Source organism: Mesorhizobium sp. L2C066B000 (assembly GCF_000502335.1).
Taxonomy (GTDB): domain Bacteria; phylum Pseudomonadota; class Alphaproteobacteria; order Rhizobiales; family Rhizobiaceae; genus Mesorhizobium.
The window spans coordinates 129,360-150,682 of sequence record NZ_AYWZ01000004.1 but is presented as its reverse complement, the minus strand read 5'-3'; the positions used below and the strand labels follow the sequence as shown (position 1 = coordinate 150,682).

Below are 21,323 nucleotides of genomic sequence, written 5' to 3'. Positions count from 1 at the left end.
ATCGGCTCGTCAGTTGGGCTGTTCGCCGCGCAAGTAGTCAATCACCACATCGGCTGCGATGGTCGACATGCGCAAGCCGACATCCCTGGTGATGTCGCCTTCGACGCGGCTTTGCACCCAGCCAAGAAACGCGAAGGCACGCAAGGCGGCGAATAGAGGCAATGCGGCGATGTCCTGCGGGGTCAGCGCACGCTCTTGCTGGTAGCCGTCAAGCAAAGCGGTTTCGATCAGCGGGTAGATCGCCTCCTCGCGGTTCTGGTAGAGGGCGACGGCAAGGTCGTACATGTGCCAGCCATGGCCGCAATCGTCGAAGTCGATGATGCGTACGGCACGGTCATGGATGAGCACGTTCTCGCGCACCAGATCGGCGTGGATGATGCCGAAATTGCGCGCGCTGCGCTCATGTTCCGACAGCGCCTTCACTGCGTTGTCGCGCGCCTGCAAGACCAGCGCGCGGCGAGGACCATCGAGAAAGGGCGAGGTCTCGAACCGGCCCCAGACCGGGTTCGCCCCGAAGAAGCCGTCGAAGTCCCAGGCATGGCGCGCGAAGCCCGCGGGCGGCGTCCAGGAGGCAGTGACATTGTGCATATGGGCAATGGTCCGCCCGATCGCCGTGAAGATCTGGACCGACTGGTCGGGCGTGTAGACCAGTGGCACGCCGCGTGCGCCCACGGCGCAGCCCTCCAGCCAGCTCAGGCAATCGGCCTGCCGGGGCTGCTCCGAGGCGGCCGTGCTGACAAGCACGAACGGATCGCCGGCCTGTGTTGCGACGCAAGACGGCGTGGCGACGCCGGCGGATTGCAGGAAGCCCATCCATTGCAGTTCCGAACGCAGCGCGGCGTCCGTGTGGTAGCCGAGCCGGTGGATGCGCATGGCTGCCGGCTGGCCATCCGGCAGCCGCACGCGGAAGACGGCGTTCTCGCGGTGCTTCAGAAGTTCCGGCTCAAAATTGCGGACGCCCCAATGTTCGAGCGCACGCCTGGCAAGCTCCGTGACATCGGCGGCCGTTTCGGGCTCGGATTGGGTGGAAACAGAATTCACGCCGGCACTCCGCCGACTTCGCCCAGCACCTCATCCAGCAGGCCGATCAGGAAATCGGCATTGTCGCGCGAGAACGGCATGGGCGGGCGGATCTTGAGCACATTGCCGTGGATGCCGGTCTTGCCCATCAGCACGCCGCGATGGCGCATGCGATTGGCGACCTGCTCGGCAATGTCGGGCGCCGGTTCGCGCGTGTCGCGGTCGTGGACCAGCTCGGCGCCGAAGAACAGTCCGGCCCCCCTGACCTCGCCTATGCACTCATGCCGATCGGCCAGCGGGCGCAGCAGGCCAAGCGCATAGGCGCCGACGTCTTGCGCGTTGGCGACAAGGTTTTCCTGTTCGATGACGTCGAGGAGGGCATTGGCGACTGCGCAGGAGACCGGGTTGCCGCCAAAGGTGTTGAAGTAGCGGAAAGCGTCGCGGAAGGTCGCCAGTATCTCCTTGGTGGTGACCACGGCCGCGATCGGATGGCCATTGCCCATCGGCTTGCCCATGGTGACGATGTCGGGGACGAAGCCGGCGCGCTGATGGCCCCAGAAATGGCTGCCGGTGCGGCCGAAGCCGGGCTGCACTTCGTCGGCGATGACCAGACCACCGGCTTCGCGCACGGCCCCCAAGGCGTCGTCGAAAAATCCGGTGGGCAGAGCCGGGAAACCTTCATTGGCGAGCAGCGGACACAAGATGATGCCAGACAGGCCAATGCCATCCTGTGCCAGCGAGGCGATCGCTTGACGCACGGCGTCGCCAAAGGCCTTGCCATTGGCCATCGCATCGGGATGGCGATAGCTGTCGGGGGCCGGCACCAGCCTGACATGGGGGGCGCGGCCGCGGATCGGAGGCATGCGCGTGCTCAGCTGCGAAACCGCCGTCGTGTTGCCATGATAGGTGGCGTCGGTGGCGATGATGCCCATATTGCCGGAGGCGGCCTGCGCCATGCGCAGCGCGATGTCGTTGGCCTCGCTGCCGGTGCAGGTCAGGATTGCGGTGGCGAGGCTTGCATTGAAGGTCGCCGTCAGCCGCTCGACATAGTCGAGAATTGCGGTGTGCAGATAGCGTGTGTGGGTGTTGAGCAGGCTTGCCTGACGGCACAAGGCCTCGACCACATGCGGGTGGCAATGGCCGACATGGGCGACGTTGTTGTAGGCATCGAGATACTTGCGGCCGTCGGCATCGTAGAGCCAGACGCCTTCGCCGCGCACCAGGTGCACGGGCTCGTCGTAGAACAATTGCGATTTCGCGCCGAGCAGGCGGGCACGCCGCTTGACGAGCGCTTCCTCGCTCGGGTTCTTCTCAGATTGGGTCATTGCGTACCAAACTCCATTGCGTCAGCGGGTCTATCAGGCCCTCGACAGACCTGCATCGATGGCCTCGCCGATCTTTGCCACGTCGGCGGCGCCGATGATCAGCGGCGGCGACAGGATGATGTTGTTGCCGGACACGCGCAGCATGACGCCGGCGTCATAAGTGGCTTCCGAAACCACGGCCATGGTCTTCTTGTCCACCGGCTTTTTCGTCGTGCGATCGGAGACCAGCTCTAGCGCAGCCATCAGGCCCTTGTACCTGATGTCGCCGACGATCGCGTGCTTGGCTTTTAGCCCCTCCAGCGTCGCCGCGAGCTCGATGCCGCGCGCGGCTGCGTTCTCGTCCAGGCGAAGCCGCTTGGTCTCGGCAAGTGCAGCCAGCCCTGCCGCGCAGCCGACAGGATGGCCGGAATAGGTATAGCCATGACCGATCGCCCCGAAGCTGGTCTTGTCGGCCTCGAAGACGTCGGCCACCTTGGCGCCGATCAAGGTGGCGCCGAGCGGGAAATAGCCCGAGGTGATCGCCTTGGCGATGGTCATAAAATCCGGCTTCACGCCGGATAGCCGCGAACCCGACCAGGCGCCGGTGCGACCGAAGCCCGTGACCACCTCGTCGGCGATCAGCAGGATTTCGTGGCGGTCGCATATCTCGCGGACCAGCGGCATGAAGCTGTCATGCGGAACGATGACGCCGCCGGCGCCGAGAACCGGCTCCATGATGAAGGCGGCAATGGTGTCGCCGCCCTGGAAGGCGATCTCGTCCTCCAGCGCTTTGGCGCACAGTTTGCCCAGCCGCGCCGGATCGGTCTCATCGAACGGATTGCGGAAGGTCCAGGGTGCGGGAATGTGGAAGACGCCGGGCATAAGCGGCTCATAGTTGCGGCGGAAATTGGCGTTGCCGTTGACTGACGCGCCACCGAAATGGGTACCGTGATAGCCCTTCTTCAGCGCGAGGAATTTTGTCCGGTCGCCCTGGCCGCGGATCTTCCAGTATTGGCGGGCGAGCCGCAGTGCGGTTTCGACCGAATCCGAGCCGCCCGAGGTGAAGAAGGTCCGCACCATGCCTTCCGGTTCGAACCATTCGCTGAGTTCGTAAGCGAGCTCGATCGACGGGCCGGTCGACGTGCCGCGAAACCCGGAATAGTAGGGCAGGGCGCTGAGCTGGTCGGCGATGGCCTTCTTGATCGGGTCGCAGGAGTAGCCGAGATTGACGTTCCACAGGCCGCCAACCGCATCGAGCACGGTGTTGCCGTTGATGTCGGTGACCATCACGCCTTCGCCTTTCATGATCACCTTTGGCGGGTTGGCCCGCATCTCGGCCGGGTGTGCCATCGGATGCCAGATCGGCTTGGCGTTTTTCTCGGTGAGGAAATTGATGTCGCGCATCGCAAGGCTCCGCAAATGTCTCAGGGGATGAGGTCGAAATGGCCGAGGGCCTCGGCATAGGAAAGTGCCGGCCGCGCGACGTCGAAATGAACGGTGCGCATGCCGGCGGCACGGCCGCCATCGACATTGCGCTGCTGGTCGTCAACGAACACACAGGTGCCGGCAGGCAGGCCGAGCGCCTCGGTCACCAAGGCATAGGCGCGCGGATCGGGCTTGAGGATGCGGGTATAGGTGGCGTCGACGATGGTGTCGAACAGCTCGAGCAGCGGCAGCCGCTGACGGAAGCCGGCGCCATAGAACAGATCTAGCTCGTTGGACAGGATCGCCAGGCGAAATCCCGCCGCATGCACGGTCCGGATTGCGCGGACGGCTTCGGGCCGCACGATCTTTTCCGGCTCGGCTCCGCGTGCGCGCTGGACGAATGTCTCCATCGCCTGCCAGTTCTCGCCGACGAGCCGGCCGACTTCGCTGGTGCGGGTGCGCCAATAATCGCGCTCGCTGATCTCGTCGGCCTGCATTGAGCGCCACAGCGGATCTGAATCCGGGTCGAACGGCCCGTACCATTGCAGCGTTCCCGGCGCGAGGCCGAGCGCCTGTTCGGTCAAGGCATGGGTCTCGAAAAGGGTCCGGGTGACGACGCCGCCGAAATCGAGGACGAGCGCCTGGGCAGGAACAGCGCTCACGCAGCCACTCCCTTGGCCGGCATGCCGCGCGGGATGATGCCTTCCTCGACCCAGCGGTCGAAGATTTCGAGCGCCTTGCCGACGAACTCGTCGCTGTTGATGTGGGCGTCGATCTCGTGGAACTCGACGCCGGCGGGAATGGCCTTGCGCATCTCATCGGTGAACGCCGCGAGGGCTTCGGGTTCGTACAGCGGCTCGCCCTGCGCATCCCATTCCTGGATGCCGCCGGAGGGCAGGATGAAAGCGGAGCGCCCCTTCGACGCACCGAGTTTGGCGGCGATGGTCCTGGCGACTTCACGGCGGTCGGCGGCATCGACGGTGATCGAGCCGATCAACCTGTTATGAGCATGGAATGGCCGCTGCGCGAACTTTGTCGGCAGCGCCTGCCAGGTCGGCAAATCGACCATGTCTACGGCGCCAGGGGCTGCGATCTGCGGAATGCCGCGGGCGCCGGCATTCTCGAGCCGGTCGGCGCCGGAGCTGACGACCGAACCGGCAAGATGATTGGTGATCTCCTGCAGGCTGAAGTCGAACACCGCGCAGAAATGGTCCTGGCTGGCGATCGATTCGAAGGCCCGGCCCCCCATCCCGGTGGTGTGAAAGACTGCGACGTCATAGCCGCGCTGCTCCAACGCCGGCTTCAGCGTCTTCATATAGCGCAGGCAACTGCTGCCCAGCGAAGTCATGCCGATGGTCGGTCCGACCGCCGGGGCCGAAGCACGGGATGCAAGCACGATCTTCGCCGCACCGACGACCGCGCCGCAGGCCTGGGAAAGGACCAGCTTGCAGATGGTGTTGAGGCCGTAGAGCCCGCCTGCCCACAGGATCATCATCAGGTCGGGCGCGACACGCTCGGGCGGAATGAGGTGCGAGTAGGCGATGGTCGAGACGACGAATTTCGGCACGCCGAGCGGCAGGCACAGCGCGACATCGAGCGCCAAATCGGTTCCCATCGAACCACCGATGGCGATGAAGGCGTCGATCTCGCCGCGCTCATGAAGCTGGCGCACCAGCTGAACGGCGCCGACGGCCATCAATGTCATGGCGGTGTTTTCATCGCCGCTCGAGACGATTTCGGCCATCGTCACGCCAGCGGCCCGCGCAACGGCATGCTTGTCGTGATCGGGACTATAGGCGGGGTCGCCCAGCACGCTGACATCCATCATCACGGCGCGGCCACCCGATGCCTCGATGCACGCTTTCATGAACAGCAGTTCGTCGGTCTTGGTGTCGCCCGTGCCGATGACCAGGATGCGGGGCGTTGCCATACTTACAGACATCAGGCCTGCCTCCTCAGGGTTTGCAGGTTTTCGCCATTGAGGCGCATCGAAATCTCCCGTGCCGCGGTCACAACCGCAAGCCCTCGTTCCATGATCGTAGCCGGTGTCGTCCTGGCCTTCGGGGCTGCCACCGCAATTGTCCCCAGCGCAAGACCATCGGCGGCGCGGATTGCAGCCGCGACGCCGATCACGCCGTCCTCATGGCCCTGGTCGCAGATCGAATAGCCGCGGTCGCGCGCCTCGCCGATCGACTTTGAAATGGCGGCCGGCTCGACGAGGGTATGATCGGTGAAGGCCTCAAGCGAACCTGTCAGGCATGCTTTCACGGTCGCGTTGTCGGCGAAGGCCAGATAGGCGATGCCGGAGGCGGTGGAATGCAGCGGCAGAAGCTGGCCGATATCGATGTTCACCCTGTTTGCCCAGCTTGAATGCTCGACATGGACGGTGATCAGTCTGTCGACGCCGAATTCCGACAGATGCACCGTCTCGGTTGTCGAACCCGCCAGATTCTGCGCCACGGGAATTGCCGTTTGCAGGAACGGGAAGCAGGCTTCGCGGATACGCGCCAGCCGCGACAGGCCGGCGCCGAGGCGATAGTGCCGCGTGCCGGCATCCTGCTCGACGAAACCATGGCCGCCAAGCGCCACCAGCAGCCGCCGCGTCGTCGCCTTGTCGAACGCACACCGCCGCGCGAGATCGGAAAGTCCGAACTCGGGCTCGTCTACCGTGAACAGTTCCAGAAGTGAAATCGCCTTGCCGACCGTACCCATCCAGCCTCCCGCTCGGATAGAAACTTAATGTGTGAATTAACTTGACAGGCATCGGCATTCTTTGCAAGTCTATATTCAAAATACGGGTTCAAATAATGAACCGATGGCATTCAGGGAACAGGCCGAGCGGCCGCGAACCCAGGGTTCGTAAAACTGGAGGGACAAATGTCAGCAGTTTCGGAACAGGCGCCCGCCAACAGGCTGCGCAAGAACAGTCTTGGCGTCGGCGCTATCACCTTCATGGTGATTTCGGCGGCGGCGCCGCTCACCGCGGTTGCCGGCGGCACGCCGCTCGGCATGCTTATGGGCAATGGGGCGGGCTTTGCCGGAACCTATCTTATCGTGACCGTGTTGCTGCTGCTGTTTGCGGTCGGCTACGTCGCCATGTCGCGCCATGTCGGCAATGCCGGCGCCTTCTATGCCTATGCCGCGCGCGGGCTCGGCGGTTTTGCCGGCGGCGCAACCGCAATCATCGCGATCCTGTCCTACAACGCCATGCAGATCGGGGTCATGGGCCTGCTGGGGGCCGCGACCGCCGGCCTGTTCGCCGGCTGGGGCATCGACCTACCCTGGTGGGTGTGGAGCTTCATCGCCGTCGCCATCGTCGCGGTGTTGGGCTACCGCCAGGTCGACCTGTCGGCCAAGATCCTGACGGTGCTGGTGCTGTGCGAATACATCGTTGTGCTGGTGCTAGACCTCGCCATCCTCAAGACCGGTGGCGACAGTGGTCTCTCGGCGGCGCCGTTCAGCTGGAGCCAGATCGTCAGCGGCTCGCCCGCCATCGCCATCCTGTTCTGTTTCGCCGCCTTCATTGGTTTCGAGGCGACGACGATCTACGCCGAGGAAGCCCGCGACCCCAAGGTGACCATTCCGCGCGCCACCTATTTCTCAGTGTTGCTGATCGGCGTCTTCTACATGGTCACGGCCTGGCTGATGGCGGTCGGCGCCGGCGTCGACAAATTGTTGCCCGCACTGCAGGCGCTTCAGGATCCGACGACTTTCCTGTTCGGCCTGTCCGACCGCTACGCCGGAACCATGCTGTCGCACGCCATGGGCATCCTGTTCGTGTCGAGCCTGTTTGCCGGCGTGCTGGCGTTCCACAACGCGGTTGCCCGCTACATCTACGTCTCGGGCCGCGAGAAGCTGTTGCCTGAAGCGATCGGCGTGACGCATTCAGTGCACCAGAGCCCGCATGTTGCTTCCGTCATCCAGAGCGTGTTGGCAGCGATCGTCATCGGACTGTTCGCGGTGCTCGGCCTCGATCCGGTTCTGGCGCTGTTTTCCTGGCTGACCAATGTCGCGACGCTGGGAGTCATCGTCATGATGGCGGTGGCCTCGCTCGCCGTGGTGATGTACTTCCGCGCCAACCCGTCGACGCAGGAGAATGCGCTGAAGACCACCATCCTGCCTGGGCTGGCCTTCATCGCTTTCGTCGTCATCATCTACCTGATCGTCATTAATTTCGGTGGCCTGTCGGGCGCCAGCGGCTTCCTCGGCGCGTTGCTGCCGGGGTTGGTGCTGATTGCCGCGGTGGTCGGCCTGCTGCTTTCCGGTGCGTTGAAGAGCCGGGATCCGGTTGCCTTCGAAAATCTCGGCGTGCCGCTGAAGGACTAGGACAAAGGACAAGGGGGTAGCGCGTTCGGCGCCGCCCCTTTCCATCGCAAAGGGAGTACCGGCGTTGAGCTTTGCCGAGAGCATCACCGTTGAGGCGCTGGAAGCCGATCCGTATCCGATCTATGCGGAACTGCGGCGCAGTGCGCCTGTCGCTTTCGTGCCGGCGGTCAATCTCTGGTTCGTCACCCGCTGGAAGGACGTCGAGACCGTCGCAAAGTCACCCGACATCTTCTCCGCCGTCGTCGGTACGTCTCCGGTCGAACGCTCGTTCGGCAAGCCGACCATCCTGACCACCGACGGCGAAACGCATAGACAGCTGCGCCAAGGCGTCGATCCGAAATACCGGCCGCGCACCGTCGCCGCCTATGCCGGCGATCTCGTACGGTCGATTGCCGAACCTTTTCTCGACCGGATCGCCGAACAAGGCTCCGCCGAGCTGATGGCGGATTATTTCGAGCCGGTGTCGACGCTCAGCCTGGCGCGCTCGCTTGGCCTTGCCGACATCGACATGCCGACGCTGCGCCGCTGGTTCTATGGCCTTGCGCAGGGCGCCATCAATTTCGAGAACGACCCGAAGCGGCAAGAGATCGCCGACGCGATCAGCGCCGAGGTCGGCGCAGCCATCCGGCCGACTCTGGATAGACTGGCGCGCGCACCCGACGACTCGGCGCTGTCGCATATGCTGCATGACGGCATGCCGGAAGGCACGACGCGGCCGATCGATTTCTTGATGCCAAGCATCAAGGTCATCCTGCTTGGCGGCATGCAGGAGCCCGGACATGGTGCCGGTTCGATCCTCGCCGGCCTGCTTGCGCATCCCGAACAATTGCGGCAGGTGCTCGCCGATCCCGAGACCTTTGTGCCCAGGGCTGTCGATGAAGGCTTGCGCTGGGTGGCGCCGATCGGCACCCAGACGCGGCAGACGACGCGGGCGGTCGAGCTTGGCGGCGTAACGATCCCTGTCGGCGCCGCGGTCGCTGCACTTGTCTCCTCGGCAAGCCGCGACGAGAGCCGCTTTGCCGATCCAGACCGCTTCGACATCAACCGCAGGGAAGGCAATCATGCCGCCTTCGGCTTTGGTCATCATTTCTGTTCGGGCCGGTTTTTCGCGCGCGAGCAGATGTGCCTTGCATTAAGGCTGCTGCTCCTGCGCTTCCCCGATCTCAGCCTGGTGCCGGGCAAGGTGCCGGTGTTTCGCGGCTGGGAATTCCGAGCGCCAACCACGTTGTATGTTTCCCTGGGAGTCCGCCACCAATGATCAGCCAGAATGCCATCGACGCGCTGCGCAAGACGGAGATCGGCGAGCGGGGCTTGTTTATCGACGGCGTACAGGCCGCAGCGACGAGCGGCGCGACGCTGGCGGTGATTTCGCCGATCGACGGCCGCCCTTTTGCCAGCATCGCCGACGGCAATGCCGCCGACATCGATCGCGCGGTCCGATCGGCGCGAAAAGCATTCGAGAAGGGTTCATGGTCGCGCGCCGCCCCTGCCTTTCGCAAGAAGGTGCTGACGAAATTTGCCGAGCTGATCGAAGAACATGTCGACGAACTGGTCGTGCTTGGCGTGCGCGACAACGGCACCGAGATCGGCATGGCCTACAAGGCCGAGCCACTGTCGGCGGCCGGCACCATCCGCTACTACGCCGAGGCGATCGACAAGGTCTATGGCGAGATCGCGCCGACGGCCGACAATGTGCTCGGGCTGATCCACAGGGAGCCACTCGGTGTCGTCGGCGTCATCGTGCCGTGGAACTTCCCGCTGATGATCGGCGCCTGGAAGATTGCGCCCGCACTGGCCACCGGCAACAGCGTCGTCGTCAAGCCGCCGGAGATCGCCTCGCTGACCTTGCTGCGGCTGGCCGAACTCGCAAGCGAGGCTGGACTTCCCGAAGGCGTGTTCAACGTCGTTACCGGGCATGGTGCTGTCGCCGGCGAAGCGCTTGGCCTCCACATGGATGTCGACGCCATCGCCTTTACCGGATCGGGGCCGGTCGGCCGGCGGCTGCTCGAATACTCCGCCCGTTCCAATTTGAAGCGGGTCTTCCTCGAGCTTGGCGGCAAGTCGCCCAACATCGTCTTTGCCGACGCTCCGGACCTGAAGCAGGCGGCGGTCGTCTCGGCCAACGGCATCTTTCGCAATTCAGGCCAGGTCTGCGTGGCGGGCTCGCGTCTGCTCGTCCAGTCGTCGGTCTATGATCTTTTCATGGACGAACTTGTCTCGGCAACCACGCGGCTCAAGGTCGGCGACCCGCTCGATCTCGCCAGCGATATCGGTGCGGTATCGAGCGCCGAACAGCTGGACAAGAATCTCGGCTTCGTCGCCATGGCGCAAGCCGAAGGCGCCCGTCTCGTCGCCGGTGGCGAACGGATACTGACCGAGACCGGCGGCAGCTACATGGCGCCGACGATCTTCGAGAACGTGACGCAAGAGATGCAGTTGGCGCGCGAGGAGGTGTTCGGACCGGTGCTCGGCGTGATGCGCTTCGAGACCGAGGAGGAGGCGGTGCATCTCGCCAACTCCACTGTCTACGGACTTGCCTCGGCGGTGTGGACCGCCAATCTTTCCACGGCCCATCGCATGGTGCGCGCCATCAACGCCGGTGTCGTCCACGTCAACACCTATGGCGGAGCCGATATCACCGTGCCGCTTGGCGGCGTCAAACAGTCCGGTTTCGGCCGTGACAAGTCGCTGCATGCGCTGGAGAAATTTGTCGACCTCAAGACCGCCTGGATTGCGCTCTGAGCCTTGCGGAAAGGCCAGCGTATCTGCTCTTTTCGTCAAGCTTGGCCTCAGAAACGCCACGCTGGTGCTGGTTGGCGGCGATCGCGTCACCGCTATCGGCAGTTCCGACTAGCGTGGTGTCGTGGGTCCTGGTTTTGCGCGGAAAGCCGTGTTGCGGCCGGCCGGTATCACGGCGTCCTACTCCGTTGTGCTCGCTTTTTTTCTGCGCCGATTGGTGTGCGACTGGGCGACGGCCATTCGTAATTCGGGTGTGACCTCCAAAGGCGCATTCTCTGTCCCATGCGGGTCTTGCAGCCCCTGGACGTGGACGGTCGGGAATGGGAGTTCGATGCCCTGCTCCTTGAAGGCCTGGCGGAGGCGCAAAAAGAACCTGCCTTTCATGCTGAAGGCGCCTCCAGGTCTGGTCGTAACCTTGACCCTCAAGACGATGCCGTACTCGCCGAACTCCTGCACGCCCTGCATCTTGATCGGTTCGATCACCCAGTGTTTGAACTCCGGATCTTCGGCCAGTTCCAGGCCAATTCGCTTGATCAGTTTGCGAGCAAAGTCGATATCGGTGTGATAGCCAACGGTGATGTTGAATTTGTCGGTGACCCAGTCACGGCTCTGGTTCTGCACGGCGCCGAGTTCACCGAAAGGTATCGTGAACAGCGGACCACGATGGTGGCGCAGCTTCACCGAGCGCAGCGAAAAGCTCTCCACCGTACCCCTGTAGCTGCCCGATGAAATGTATTCGCCGACACGGAAAGCATCGTCGAGCAGATAAAACACGCCAGAGATCACGTCCTTGACGATGGTTTGCGCGCCAAAACCCACGGCGACGCCGACGACGCCGGCGCCGGCGATCAGCGGGCCGATCTGGATTCCGATCGAAGCGAGCATCATCAGCACCGCCATCACGATGATCACCGCGAGCAGAATGTTCTGAATGATCGGCAACAGCGTGTGCAGCCGCGCCTGATGCGGATCGAGGGTGAGGATGTCCTCCTCGCCCATCACGGCTTGCGGTATCGCGACGCCCAGCTTTCGTTCGATCAAGGCTTTGATGATCGACCAGCCGAAATCGGCAGCAAGGGCAATGACCACGACGTTGATCAAGCCGCGCAATATGAGCATGGTGGTCGTATCGCTGCCGCGCATGGATTGCATGTCCAGGCCCAGTACGCGTGCGAGAAGGTAAGCCGCCGCGAGGATGAAAATCATCCGGATACCGCGATCGATGACAGCGATCGTCACCGCCGGGATCGTCGGCCGGCCCGCATCTTCCGAACCGGGCCGCAGGACGAAATTAACCCCGCGCTCTGTCAGCACAATTGCCAAAGGCAGGAAGAATGCGGTGAAGGTAAACCAGAAGAATGTGTAGAGGCCGGCAATGCGTTCGAGGAACAGAACGACGAAATAAGCCGTCAACAACCATGTCACTGCCGTGTGACCGCTGTGGCGCGCGCCGTCTCGCTGCGTTCTTGGCCGACGCCAAATGGCCAGCAGGAAGAGCAACAGCAGGATGAAATCGGCGCCGACGGACAGGACCATCATTCCGTCCTGGTCTATGCCGAGACCCGGCAAGAGGACAAACGCGGCGGCGAAGAAGGCGAAAACGCCGACGATCCGGGGCAGCCAATAAGCCCAATGGTCAGCAGCTCCGTTGGTGATCGGCAGGGCACGAACCTCGATGGCGTGCTCGACCTCCATGAAAGAAGGGACGAGCGTGGCCATCACGTATAGGCGCACAGCCCACGTAAAGACCGCAGCCATCAGAAATGTCAGCACAATCTCGCGGATGAGCGCTGGCCAGTCGAACAGCATGAACGCACCGGCGCTGCCCAGCGCGAACGAGCCGATCATCATGCTGGAATAAAGCGTGCGGCCGCCGATCTTCTTGGCCCGCCCGATGGGCGTATCTCTGGGTTGCGCGATGATCCAAAGACGAAATGGACGGGTGAGCTTGTATATTGCCCAGGTGAGCGCCAGGCCGGCAGCGATAAAGATCGCAATCAGCACCAATATGCTGACGGGGCCCTTGCTGGACATATCGTCCATTGTCTGGGCCCTGACGCGCGCGAACTGGCCCGGCAGTGTGGGCACGGTTCGCACGATTTTCTCGATGTGATGCTTGATCCGATCGAGCGTCGAGGATGCCATTGTATTCATCTGGCCCGGTGCGGCCACGGCGTCGGCCGGCGGAGCGCCAGCCTCGGCAGGCGCTTCCGTTGATCCAGCGGCCGGATTTCGTTGCTCGGCCACCCAGGCCTTCACCGACGGATCGTCGAGAAGCTCGAACAGCTGTTTGACCTTGTCGGGCGCGACGGCGGCCGGTGCCTGGGCCTGTGCCGGACCAGCCAACAGGAGGGCGATGCCAAGGACGAGCGGCCCGGCTATCAGGACGAACATCGCCGTCAGGTTCCCGGGACGCCGTGCTGGGCGCGCCGGCTCCCTGGCCCCCAATCGTCGTTTCATGAGCAGCATCGTGCGGTAACCTTCCGGTCAGATCGGCGAGCAAGGACAGCTATGTCCGTCGTTGCCCCCACCTTTAACAAGCCGATGTTGCGGTGCAAGTCTCATCGCACCTAGACCGTTGGGTAGGGCACCAGGCGACCGGCAAGGCTGTCATCACCAGTGCCAGCGTTGCGCTGCATTCCTTGTCCCGACCACCTAGACCGGGTCGTTGTCGGTCGGGGGTTGCTCCGCGGCGGGAGCCTGTGACCATGCCGCATTGCACAATTTTGCGACCTTGCCCACAATGCACGCATGGTCCGCAGCTCACTCGCCGTCCTGGTCATCGACGAAAACCGTATCCGCGCCGCGATCATCGAGGCAGGTTTGCGCGAGGCCGGCCATGAGCGGGTCACCGTCATCCACGACGTGACCGGCATTGCGCGGCGCATCGCCGAGATCGAGCCGGACGTCATCGTCATCGATCTGGAAAACCCGAACCGCGACATGCTGGAAAACATGTTCCAGCTGTCGCGTGCGGTGAAGCGGCCGATCGCCATGTTCGTCGACCGATCGGACCAGGCATCGATCGAAGCGGCGGTCGATGCCGGCGTTTCGGCCTATGTGGTCGACGGCCTCAGGCAAGAGCGCGTCAAGCCGATCCTGGACATGGCGGTCAGCCGCTTCAACGCTTTCTCGCGCATGGCGCGCGAGCTGGAAGAGGTTCGAGGGGAGCTTGAGAGCCGCAAGGTGATCGACCGTGCCAAGGGCATCCTGATGAAGTCGCGCGGCCTGACCGAAGAGGCCGCCTACACGCTGCTGCGCAAGACGGCGATGAACCAGAACCGCAAGATCGGCGACATTGCCCAGAGCCTGGTGACTGCCGCCGGGCTGCTCGGGCCGTCGGAGGACGAATGAGCATGAGCGCCGAGCACCAGATCACCGCCGGCTTCATGCCGCTCTTCGACAGTGCCGTGCTGGTTGCGGCGGGTGAGCTTGGATTTGCCGCACGCGAGGGCATCGATCTCACACTGCACCGCGAGACCTCCTGGGCCAACATCCGCGACCGCATCGCCATCGGCCATTTCCACCTGGCGCACATGCTGGGGCCGATGCCGCTCGCCTGCAATCTCGGGCTGACGCCGCTTGCTTCCGAGACCATCGTGCCGTTTTCGCTCGGGCTTGGCGGCAATTGCGTCACCATCTCCAACGCTGTCTGGGAAGGCATGGCGGCACACGGCGCCATACCCGATCTCGAGCCCGCGCGCGCGGGCGCAGCCCTCGGTGCCTTCATTCGCGACCGCGCCGGGGCTGGCGGCGATCCGCTGCGCTTTGCCGTGGTGCACCCGCATTCGGGGCATAATTACGAACTGCGCTACTGGCTTGCCGGGTGCGGCATCGATCCGGAGCGCGAGATCGAGATCGTCATCGTGCCACCGCCCTTCATGGCCGATGCGCTGGTCGCCGGGCGGATCGACGGCTACTGCGTCGGCGAGCCCTGGAACAGCGCCTCGGTCGCCGCCGGCACCGGCCATATCGTCACCATCAAGGCGCTGCTGTGGCGCAACAGTCCGGAGAAGGTGATCGGCGTGCGCAAGGCCTGGTCGCAGGAGAACCCGGTCGCGCTGGCAGCATTGCTGCGCGCGCTGCATCATTCGGCGCGCTGGTGCCAGGATCCGGGCAACCACGCCGAACTGGCTGGTGTGATGGCTCAAGCTGGCTTCCTCGGCCTGCCACCAGCTGTCCAGATGCCGATCCTGACCGGCCATCTTGAACTGGGCGGCGGCGCCGAACTGGATGTCGACGACTTCTTCCTGCCCTTCGACAAGGCGGCGAACTTTCCGTGGAAGAGCCATGCGCTGTGGTTCTATACGCAGATGGTGCGCTGGGGGCATGTCGAGCACACGCCGGAAAACCTTGCTATCGCCCGTGACTGCTACCGTCCGGACCTCTACCGCTCGGCGCTAAAGCCGCTTGGCGTTGCACTTCCCGGCGCCAATGCGAAGGTCGAGGGCGCGCTTAAGGTCGCCACGGCTGTCGGTGCGACTGGGGCAGGTTTGGTGCTTGGGCCGGACGGCTTCTTCGACGGTCAGACCTTCGACCCCGACGAGATCGACGGCTATATAGCGCGCCAGAAAGTCGCTCGCGCGGAAGCCTGATCATTCTCGCGCCATTCTTGTGCATTGCACAAAAAATGTGCGTGCGATTGCTGTAATGAACAATCTTTGACCTGCTTGCGATGTCGCCTCGCGTGCCGGCGTCTGGCGCGTAATGTTGATTTCATTTAGGTTTTTCGTTTCACTCAGAACTGGCACGGTTCCTGCTTTGAATTAGCCAGACCCTTCGCGGGTCACGGAACAGGCGTCCAATGGCGGGCGCCACAGGCAAAGCTGCCGCTCAGGTCAACGACGCGATCCCGGATGTACGGACGCGCGAGGCCTGGACGGCGGCTTTTTTGTTTTGGGCCACTCGACGAAGCGTTCAACCGGAGATCACGATGAAAGAAAAAATAGGGAAATGGATCGGGACGGGAACATCGCTCAAGGATGTGACGCGCCGCGATTTTCTTGTCAGCAGCGCCATGACGGCCGGCCTGTTCGTGGCGGCCCGCAAGCTCTTCCCCTCGGGCGCCTATGCCGCCACGACCGCTCCGGAGGTCACCGGCGCCAAGCTCGGCTTCATCGCGCTGACCGACGCGGCGCCGCTGATGATCGCCAAGGAGAAGGGGCTGTTCGCCAAGTTCGGCATGCCCGACGTCGAGGTGATCAAGCAGGCCTCCTGGGGCGCGACGCGCGACAATCTGATGCTCGGCGGCGAAGCCAACGGCATCGACGGCGCTCACATCCTGACGCCGCTGCCCTATCTCATGCACACCGGCAAGGTGACGCAGAACAACCAGCCGATGCCGATGGCTATCGTGGCGCGGCTCAACTACGACTGCCAGGGCATTTCGGTTGCGCAGGAATACGCCGGCACCGGTGTCGGCCTCGACGCCTCCAAGCTGAAGGACGCCTTCGCCGCCAAGAAGGCGGCCGGCAAGGAAATCAAGGCCGCCATGACGTTCCCGGGCGGCACGCATGATTTGTGGCTGCGCTATTGGCTGGCCGCCGGCGGCATCGATCCCGACAAGGACGTCTCGACCATCGTCGTGCCGCCGCCGCAGATGGTCGCCAACATGAAAGTCGGCAACATGGACGTGTTCTGCGTTGGCGAACCGTGGAACGAACAGCTCGTCCACCAGGGCGTTGGTTTCACCGCCGCCACCACCGGCGAACTGTGGAAGGGTCATCCCGAAAAGGCGCTCGGCCTCCGCGCCGAATTCATCGACAAATACCCGAACGCCACCAAGGCGATCGTGATGGCCGTCATGGAGGCCCAGCAATGGTGTGAGGCCACGGAGAACAAGGACGAGATGGCCGCCATCATCGGCAAGCGGCAATGGATGAACGTGCCTGTCGCCGACATTATCGGCCGCCTCAAGGGCGGCATCAACTACGGCAATGGCCGCGTGGCCACCGGCACTGACCTCTACATGAAATTCTGGAAGGGTGGCGTCTCCTATCCCTACAAGAGCCACGACAGCTGGTTCCTCGCCGAAAACATCCGTTGGGGAAAATTCGCGCCGACCACCGACATCAAGACGCTGGTCGATCAGGTCAATCGCGAGGATATCTGGCGCGAGGCGGCGAAGGATCTCGGCGTTGCCGCAGCCGATATTCCGGCCTCGTCGTCGCGCGGCGTCGAGACCTTCTTCGACGGCAAGATTTTCGACCCGGCCAACCCGTCGGCCTATCTCGACAGCCTGAAGATCAAGGCATCGGCTTGACCAGCGCAAACGGCGCGTTCCGCCGTTTGTCGCCCCAGCGCAACGGCGCTTCGCCGTTGTCGACCGCATCGACCCCGGAGTTATTGTCAGACATGTCCATCCAAGCCATTGAGGAAACCACGGTGAAGGCGTTCCCCGCGAAGCCTGCCGCGGTCATCGCTTTCACCGCCAGGGCGCGGCGCCGCTTCGACCCGATCGCGATCGCCGGCAGGCTGGCCACCGCCCTGGTGCCGCCGGTCATCGTTATCGCCTTCATGCTGGTCGTGTGGCAGATCGCCTGCTCGTCGCCGACCGCCAGCCTGCCGCCGCCCAGCCAGGTGTGGAACGAGGCCTATGACCTGATCGCGCATCCGTTCTTCAACAACGGCCCGCAGGATATCGGCCTTGCGTGGCGGGTGCTGATCTCTCTGCAGCGCGTCGCCATCGGCTTCGGCCTGGCGGCGATCGTCGGCGTCGCGCTCGGCGCCCTGGTCGGCCAGTCGATCTGGGCCATGCGTGGCCTCGATCCAGTGTTCCAGATACTGCGCACCGTGCCGCCGCTGGCCTGGTTGCCGCTGTCGCTGGCTGCTTTCCGCGATTCCAGCCCGTCGGCGCTGTTCGTTATCTTCATCACCTCGATCTGGCCGATCATCATCAACACCGCCGTCGGCGTGCGAAACATTCCGGAAGACTACCGCAACGTCTCGCGCATCCTGCGGCTCAACCAGTTCGAATTTTTCGTCAAGATCATGGTTCCGGCAGCTGCACCTTACATCTTCACCGGCCTCAGAATCGGCATCGGCCTGTCCTGGCTCGCCATCGTCGCCGCCGAAATGCTGACCGGCGGCGTCGGCATCGGCTTCTTCATCTGGGACGCCTGGAACTCGTCGCGGCTGCCCGACATCATCGTCGCGCTCGCCTATATCGGCGTCACCGGCTTCTGCCTCGACCGCCTGGTCGCTGCGGTCGGCGCTTTCGTCACCCGCGGCACAACGGCAAAGTGAGGAGAGGGCGATGACGGCCTATCTGAAGCTCGACCATATCGACAAATCCTTTGCCCGCGGCAGTCAGGTCAGCGAGGTGCTCAAGGACATCAGGCTGACCATCGACAAGGGCGAATTCGTCTCCATCATCGGCCATTCCGGCTGTGGCAAGTCGACCTTGCTCAATCTGATCGCCGGGCTGACCAAGGTTTCCGCCGGCGCCGTGCTGCTTGAAAACAAGGAGGTCGACAGCCCCGGACCCGAGCGCGCCGTGGTGTTCCAGAACCACAGCCTGCTGCCATGGCTCACCGTCTACGAAAACATCAGCCTGGCGGTGTCGAAAGTCTTTGGCCGTTCCAAGAGCAGGACCGAGCGACATGACTGGATCATGCGCAATCTCGATCTCGTGCAGATGGCCCATGCCAAGGACAAGCGGCCGGCCGAAATATCGGGCGGCATGAAGCAGCGCGTCGGCATTGCCCGGGCGCTTGCCATGGAGCCGAAGATCCTTTTGCTCGACGAGCCGTTCGGGGCACTCGACGCGCTGACGCGCGCCCATCTGCAGGATGCGGTTATGGACATCCATTCCCGGCTCGGCTCGACGACGATCATGATCACCCACGATGTCGACGAGGCGGTGCTGTTGTCCGACCGCATCGTCATGATGACCAACGGTCCAGCGGCGACCATCGGCGAGGTGCTTGCGGTGCCGCTGGCGCGGCCGCGTCGCCGCGTCGAACTCTCTTCCGACCGCACCTTTTTGCGCTGCCGCGAAGCGGTGCTGAAGTTCCTCTATGAACGTCACCGCTTCGTCGAAGCCGCGGAGTAACGCCATGACCGAAAAACTCGTCATCATCGGCAACGGCATGGCCCCCGGGCGCATGCTGGAGCATCTGCTCGAACAGGCGCCGGGCCGCTACACCGTGACCATCTTCAACGCCGAGCCGCGGGTGAACTACGACCGCATCATGCTGTCGCCGGTTCTCTCCGGCGAAAAGGCCTATGAGGAAATCATCATCCACGGCGACGGCTGGTACATCGCCAACAACATCACCCTCTACAAGGGTCACAAGATCGTCGCCATCGACCGGGCGGCCAAGACCGTCACCTCCGACCACGGCGTCACCGAGCCTTACGACAAGCTCGTCATCGCCACCGGATCGGTGCCTTTCATCATTCCGGTGCCCGGTCACGATCTGCCGGGCGTGCTGACCTATCGCGACCTCGACGATGTTCAGGCCATGATGCTTGCCGCCCAGTCGCGCGCCAAGGCCGTGGTCATCGGCGGCGGCCTGCTCGGGCTGGAGGCGGCAGCAGGTTTGAACGCCCAAGGCATGGACGTCACCGTGCTGCATGTCATGCCGACATTGATGGAGCGTCAGCTCGACCCCGCCGCCGGCTATCTCCTGCAGCGCGCGGTGGAACAGCGCGGCATCAAGGTCATCACCAAGGCCAACACCCAGGCGATCACCGGCAACGGCAAGGTCGGGCAGGTGGAGCTTGCCGACGGCACTATTATCCCGGCAACGCTGGTGGTGATGGCGGTCGGCATCCGGCCGAATGCGGCGCTGGCCAGAGAGGCCGGCATAGCCGTCAATCGTGGTATCGTCGTCGATGCCGGCATGCGCAGCAACGACCCCGACATCTACGCGCTCGGCGAATGCGCCGAGGTCAACGGCCAGGTCTACGGGCTGGTCGCGCCGCTCTACGAGATGGCGCGTGTTGCCGCGAGCCAGTTGGCCGGCAACGAGGCAGCGGCCTTCGTCCACATGGACACGCCGACCAAGCTCAAGGTCACCGGCATCGACCTGTTCTCGCTTGGCGACTTCGCCGAAGGCGAGGACCGCCAGGAGATCGTGCTGCGCGATGCCGCCGCCGGCGTCTACAAGCGCCTTGTGCTCAAGGACGACCGCATCATCGGCACCGTGCTTTATGGCGAGACGGCGGATGGGGCCTGGTTCAACGATCTCAAGAAGAAGCAGACCGACATATCGGAGATGCGCGACACGCTCATCTTCGGCCAGTCCTACCAGGGGGGTGCCCCGCTGGACCCTATGGCGGCCGTTGCAGCCTTGCCGGATGATGCGGAAATCTGCGGCTGCAACGGCGTTTGCAAGGGCAAGATCACCGGCGCGATCACGGCCAAGGGCCTGGCTTCGCTCGACGACGTGCGCGCCCACACCAAGGCATCGGCTTCCTGCGGTTCGTGCACCGGGCTGGTCGAGAAGCTGATGGTGCTGACCATCGGCGACAAATACAACCCGGCCGCCGTGCAACCGATGTGCGGCTGCACAACGCTCGGCCATGACGAGGTGCGCCGGCTGATCATCGCCAAGAGCCTGAAGACCATTCCCGCCGTCATGCAGGAGCTGGAATGGACGACCTCCTGCGGCTGCGCAAAATGTCGGCCGGCGCTCAACTACTACCTCGTCTGCGACTGGCCCGATGACTATGCCGACGACTACCAGTCGCGTTTCATCAATGAGCGCGTCCACGCCAACATCCAGAAGGACGGCACCTATTCGGTGGTGCCGCGCATGTGGGGCGGCGTCACCAACGCCGCCGAACTGCGCGCCATCGCCGACGTCGTCGACAAGTTCGAGATACCGATGGTCAAGGTCACCGGCGGCCAGCGCATCGACATGCTGGGCATCCGCAAGGAGGATCTGCCGGCGGTGTGGGCCGATCTCGGCCAGGCCGGCTTCGTCTCAGGCCATGCTTACGCCAAGGGCCTGCGCACGGTGAAGACCTGTGTCGGCTCCGACTGGTGCCGCTTCGGCACGCAGGATTCGACCGGCCTCGGCATTCGCATCGAGAAATTCATGTGGGGCTCGTGGACCCCGGCCAAGGTTAAGATGGCGGTGTCGGGCTGTCCGCGCAACTGCGCCGAGGCGACCTGCAAGGATGTCGGCGTGATCTGTGTCGACAGTGGCTACGAGATCCATTTCGCCGGCGCCGCCGGCCTCGACATCAAGGGCACCGAAGTGCTTGGCCTGGTCAAGACCGAAGACGAGGCGCTGGAGCATGTCGTCGCGCTGACGCAGATGTATCGCGAGCAGGGCCGCTATCTCGAGCGCATCTACAAATGGGCCAAGCGCATCGGCATCCCCGAGATCAAGCGCCAGATCATGGACGACGGCGCCAAGCGCAAGGCCTATTACGAGCGCTTCGTCTTCAGCCAGAAATTCGCCCAGGTCGACCCGTGGTCGGAACGCGTCTCCGGCAAGGACAAGCACGAGTTCCGGCCAATGGCTTCTGTCGGGTTTGCGCAGGCGGCGGAGTGAT

The 21,323-nt window shown here is 63.7% G+C and carries 16 protein-coding genes; 9 read left to right on the top strand and 7 right to left on the bottom strand.

The window, feature by feature from the left end; translation table 11 throughout:
- Positions 1–9: 9 nt before the first annotated feature.
- The 6 genes from X733_RS153115 to X733_RS153140 are packed head-to-tail and all read right to left on the bottom strand — an operon-like array spanning position 10 to position 6,461.
- The gene (locus X733_RS153115; protein WP_023818590.1) at positions 10–1,041 is read right to left on the bottom strand and encodes a phosphotransferase; all 1,032 of its coding nucleotides are present in this window, start codon (positions 1,039–1,041) and stop codon (positions 10–12) included.
- Positions 1,038–2,345, bottom strand: coding sequence for an aminotransferase class III-fold pyridoxal phosphate-dependent enzyme (locus X733_RS153120; protein WP_023818589.1), 1,308 nt, complete (start codon positions 2,343–2,345; stop codon positions 1,038–1,040). Before X733_RS153120 ends, X733_RS153115 begins: the two co-directional genes overlap by 4 nt.
- Before the next feature lie 33 nt (positions 2,346–2,378).
- A complete protein-coding gene (locus X733_RS153125) occupies positions 2,379–3,728 on the bottom strand; it encodes an aminotransferase class III-fold pyridoxal phosphate-dependent enzyme (protein WP_023818588.1) in 1,350 nt (449 codons plus the stop codon).
- A gap of 20 nt (positions 3,729–3,748) precedes the next feature.
- Positions 3,749–4,411 carry an HAD-IA family hydrolase gene (locus tag X733_RS153130; protein ID WP_023818587.1) on the bottom strand — a complete coding sequence of 221 codons (663 nt, stop codon included), beginning with the start codon at positions 4,409–4,411 and terminating at the stop codon, positions 3,749–3,751.
- Positions 4,408–5,691 carry a Tm-1-like ATP-binding domain-containing protein gene (locus X733_RS153135; RefSeq protein WP_023818586.1) on the bottom strand — a complete coding sequence of 428 codons (1,284 nt, stop codon included), beginning with the start codon at positions 5,689–5,691 and terminating at the stop codon, positions 4,408–4,410. The genes X733_RS153130 and X733_RS153135 overlap by 4 nt, the downstream gene beginning before the upstream one ends.
- Positions 5,691–6,461 (bottom strand): IclR family transcriptional regulator, encoded by a 771-nt coding sequence (locus X733_RS153140; RefSeq protein WP_023804436.1) that lies wholly within the window; start codon positions 6,459–6,461, stop codon positions 5,691–5,693. The genes X733_RS153135 and X733_RS153140 overlap by 1 nt, the downstream gene beginning before the upstream one ends.
- A 165-nt stretch (positions 6,462–6,626) precedes the next feature.
- On the opposite strand from X733_RS153140, the gene X733_RS153145 reads away from it, so the two are divergent.
- The 3 genes from X733_RS153145 (at position 6,627) to X733_RS153155 (ending at position 10,817) form a co-directional block, all read left to right on the top strand.
- Positions 6,627–8,075, top strand: a complete 1,449-nt coding sequence (locus X733_RS153145; protein WP_023804435.1) for an APC family permease — start codon at positions 6,627–6,629, stop codon at positions 8,073–8,075.
- A 64-nt stretch (positions 8,076–8,139) separates the two neighbouring features.
- The gene (locus X733_RS153150; RefSeq protein ID WP_023751799.1) at positions 8,140–9,333 is read left to right on the top strand and encodes a cytochrome P450; all 1,194 of its coding nucleotides are present in this window, start codon (positions 8,140–8,142) and stop codon (positions 9,331–9,333) included.
- A complete protein-coding gene (locus tag X733_RS153155) occupies positions 9,330–10,817 on the top strand; it encodes an aldehyde dehydrogenase (protein WP_023818585.1) in 1,488 nt (495 codons plus the stop codon). Before X733_RS153150 ends, X733_RS153155 begins: the two co-directional genes overlap by 4 nt.
- A 177-nt stretch (positions 10,818–10,994) precedes the next feature.
- Here X733_RS153155 and X733_RS153160 read toward each other — a convergent pair whose 3' ends face one another.
- Complete coding sequence (locus X733_RS153160) at positions 10,995–13,283, bottom strand: mechanosensitive ion channel family protein (RefSeq protein WP_245274416.1); 2,289 nt, start codon at positions 13,281–13,283, stop codon at positions 10,995–10,997.
- A 282-nt stretch (positions 13,284–13,565) separates the two neighbouring features.
- On the opposite strand from X733_RS153160, the gene X733_RS153165 reads away from it, so the two are divergent.
- The 6 genes from X733_RS153165 (at position 13,566) to nirB (ending at position 21,322) form a co-directional block, all read left to right on the top strand.
- Positions 13,566–14,168, top strand: coding sequence for an ANTAR domain-containing response regulator (locus tag X733_RS153165; protein WP_023667842.1), 603 nt, complete (start codon positions 13,566–13,568; stop codon positions 14,166–14,168).
- Positions 14,169–14,170: 2 nt separating this feature from the next.
- Positions 14,171–15,409: a CmpA/NrtA family ABC transporter substrate-binding protein gene (locus X733_RS153170; protein ID WP_027050164.1), complete on the top strand. Its 1,239-nt coding sequence runs from the start codon at positions 14,171–14,173 to the stop codon at positions 15,407–15,409.
- A 338-nt stretch (positions 15,410–15,747) separates the two neighbouring features.
- Entirely contained in the window at positions 15,748–17,076 is a 1,329-nt protein-coding gene (locus X733_RS153175) for a CmpA/NrtA family ABC transporter substrate-binding protein (RefSeq protein WP_031193233.1), read from the top strand.
- Positions 17,077–17,168: 92 nt separating this feature from the next.
- Positions 17,169–18,059: a nitrate ABC transporter permease gene (gene ntrB / locus X733_RS153180; protein WP_023747991.1), complete on the top strand. Its 891-nt coding sequence runs from the start codon at positions 17,169–17,171 to the stop codon at positions 18,057–18,059.
- Positions 18,060–18,069: 10 nt separating this feature from the next.
- On the top strand, positions 18,070–18,867 hold the full coding sequence (locus tag X733_RS153185) for an ABC transporter ATP-binding protein (protein WP_023818582.1): 798 nt from the start codon (positions 18,070–18,072) through the stop codon (positions 18,865–18,867).
- A gap of 4 nt (positions 18,868–18,871) precedes the next feature.
- Complete coding sequence (nirB, locus tag X733_RS153190; RefSeq protein WP_023738361.1) at positions 18,872–21,322, top strand: nitrite reductase large subunit NirB; 2,451 nt, start codon at positions 18,872–18,874, stop codon at positions 21,320–21,322.
- Position 21,323 lies beyond the last annotated feature (1 nt).

What these genes read in the sequence shown, in the direction of transcription:
- X733_RS153125 (WP_023818588.1), bottom strand. Translation starts at nt 3,728, where the DNA reads ATGCGCGACATCAATTTCCTCACCGAGAAAAACGCCAAGCCGATCTGG.
- X733_RS153175 (WP_031193233.1), top strand. Translation starts at nt 15,748, where the DNA reads ATGAAAGAAAAAATAGGGAAATGGATCGGGACGGGAACATCGCTCAAG.
- ntrB (WP_023747991.1), top strand. Translation starts at nt 17,169, where the DNA reads ATGTCCATCCAAGCCATTGAGGAAACCACGGTGAAGGCGTTCCCCGCG.
- X733_RS153140 (WP_023804436.1), bottom strand. Translation starts at nt 6,461, where the DNA reads ATGGGTACGGTCGGCAAGGCGATTTCACTTCTGGAACTGTTCACGGTA.
- X733_RS153155 (WP_023818585.1), top strand. Translation starts at nt 9,330, where the DNA reads ATGATCAGCCAGAATGCCATCGACGCGCTGCGCAAGACGGAGATCGGC.
- X733_RS153170 (WP_027050164.1), top strand. Translation starts at nt 14,171, where the DNA reads ATGAGCGCCGAGCACCAGATCACCGCCGGCTTCATGCCGCTCTTCGAC.
- nirB (WP_023738361.1), top strand. Translation starts at nt 18,872, where the DNA reads ATGACCGAAAAACTCGTCATCATCGGCAACGGCATGGCCCCCGGGCGC.
- X733_RS153160 (WP_245274416.1), bottom strand. Translation starts at nt 13,283, where the DNA reads ATGCTGCTCATGAAACGACGATTGGGGGCCAGGGAGCCGGCGCGCCCA.
- X733_RS153135 (WP_023818586.1), bottom strand. Translation starts at nt 5,691, where the DNA reads ATGTCTGTAAGTATGGCAACGCCCCGCATCCTGGTCATCGGCACGGGC.
- X733_RS153120 (WP_023818589.1), bottom strand. Translation starts at nt 2,345, where the DNA reads ATGACCCAATCTGAGAAGAACCCGAGCGAGGAAGCGCTCGTCAAGCGG.
- X733_RS153145 (WP_023804435.1), top strand. Translation starts at nt 6,627, where the DNA reads ATGTCAGCAGTTTCGGAACAGGCGCCCGCCAACAGGCTGCGCAAGAAC.
- X733_RS153165 (WP_023667842.1), top strand. Translation starts at nt 13,566, where the DNA reads ATGGTCCGCAGCTCACTCGCCGTCCTGGTCATCGACGAAAACCGTATC.
- X733_RS153185 (WP_023818582.1), top strand. Translation starts at nt 18,070, where the DNA reads ATGACGGCCTATCTGAAGCTCGACCATATCGACAAATCCTTTGCCCGC.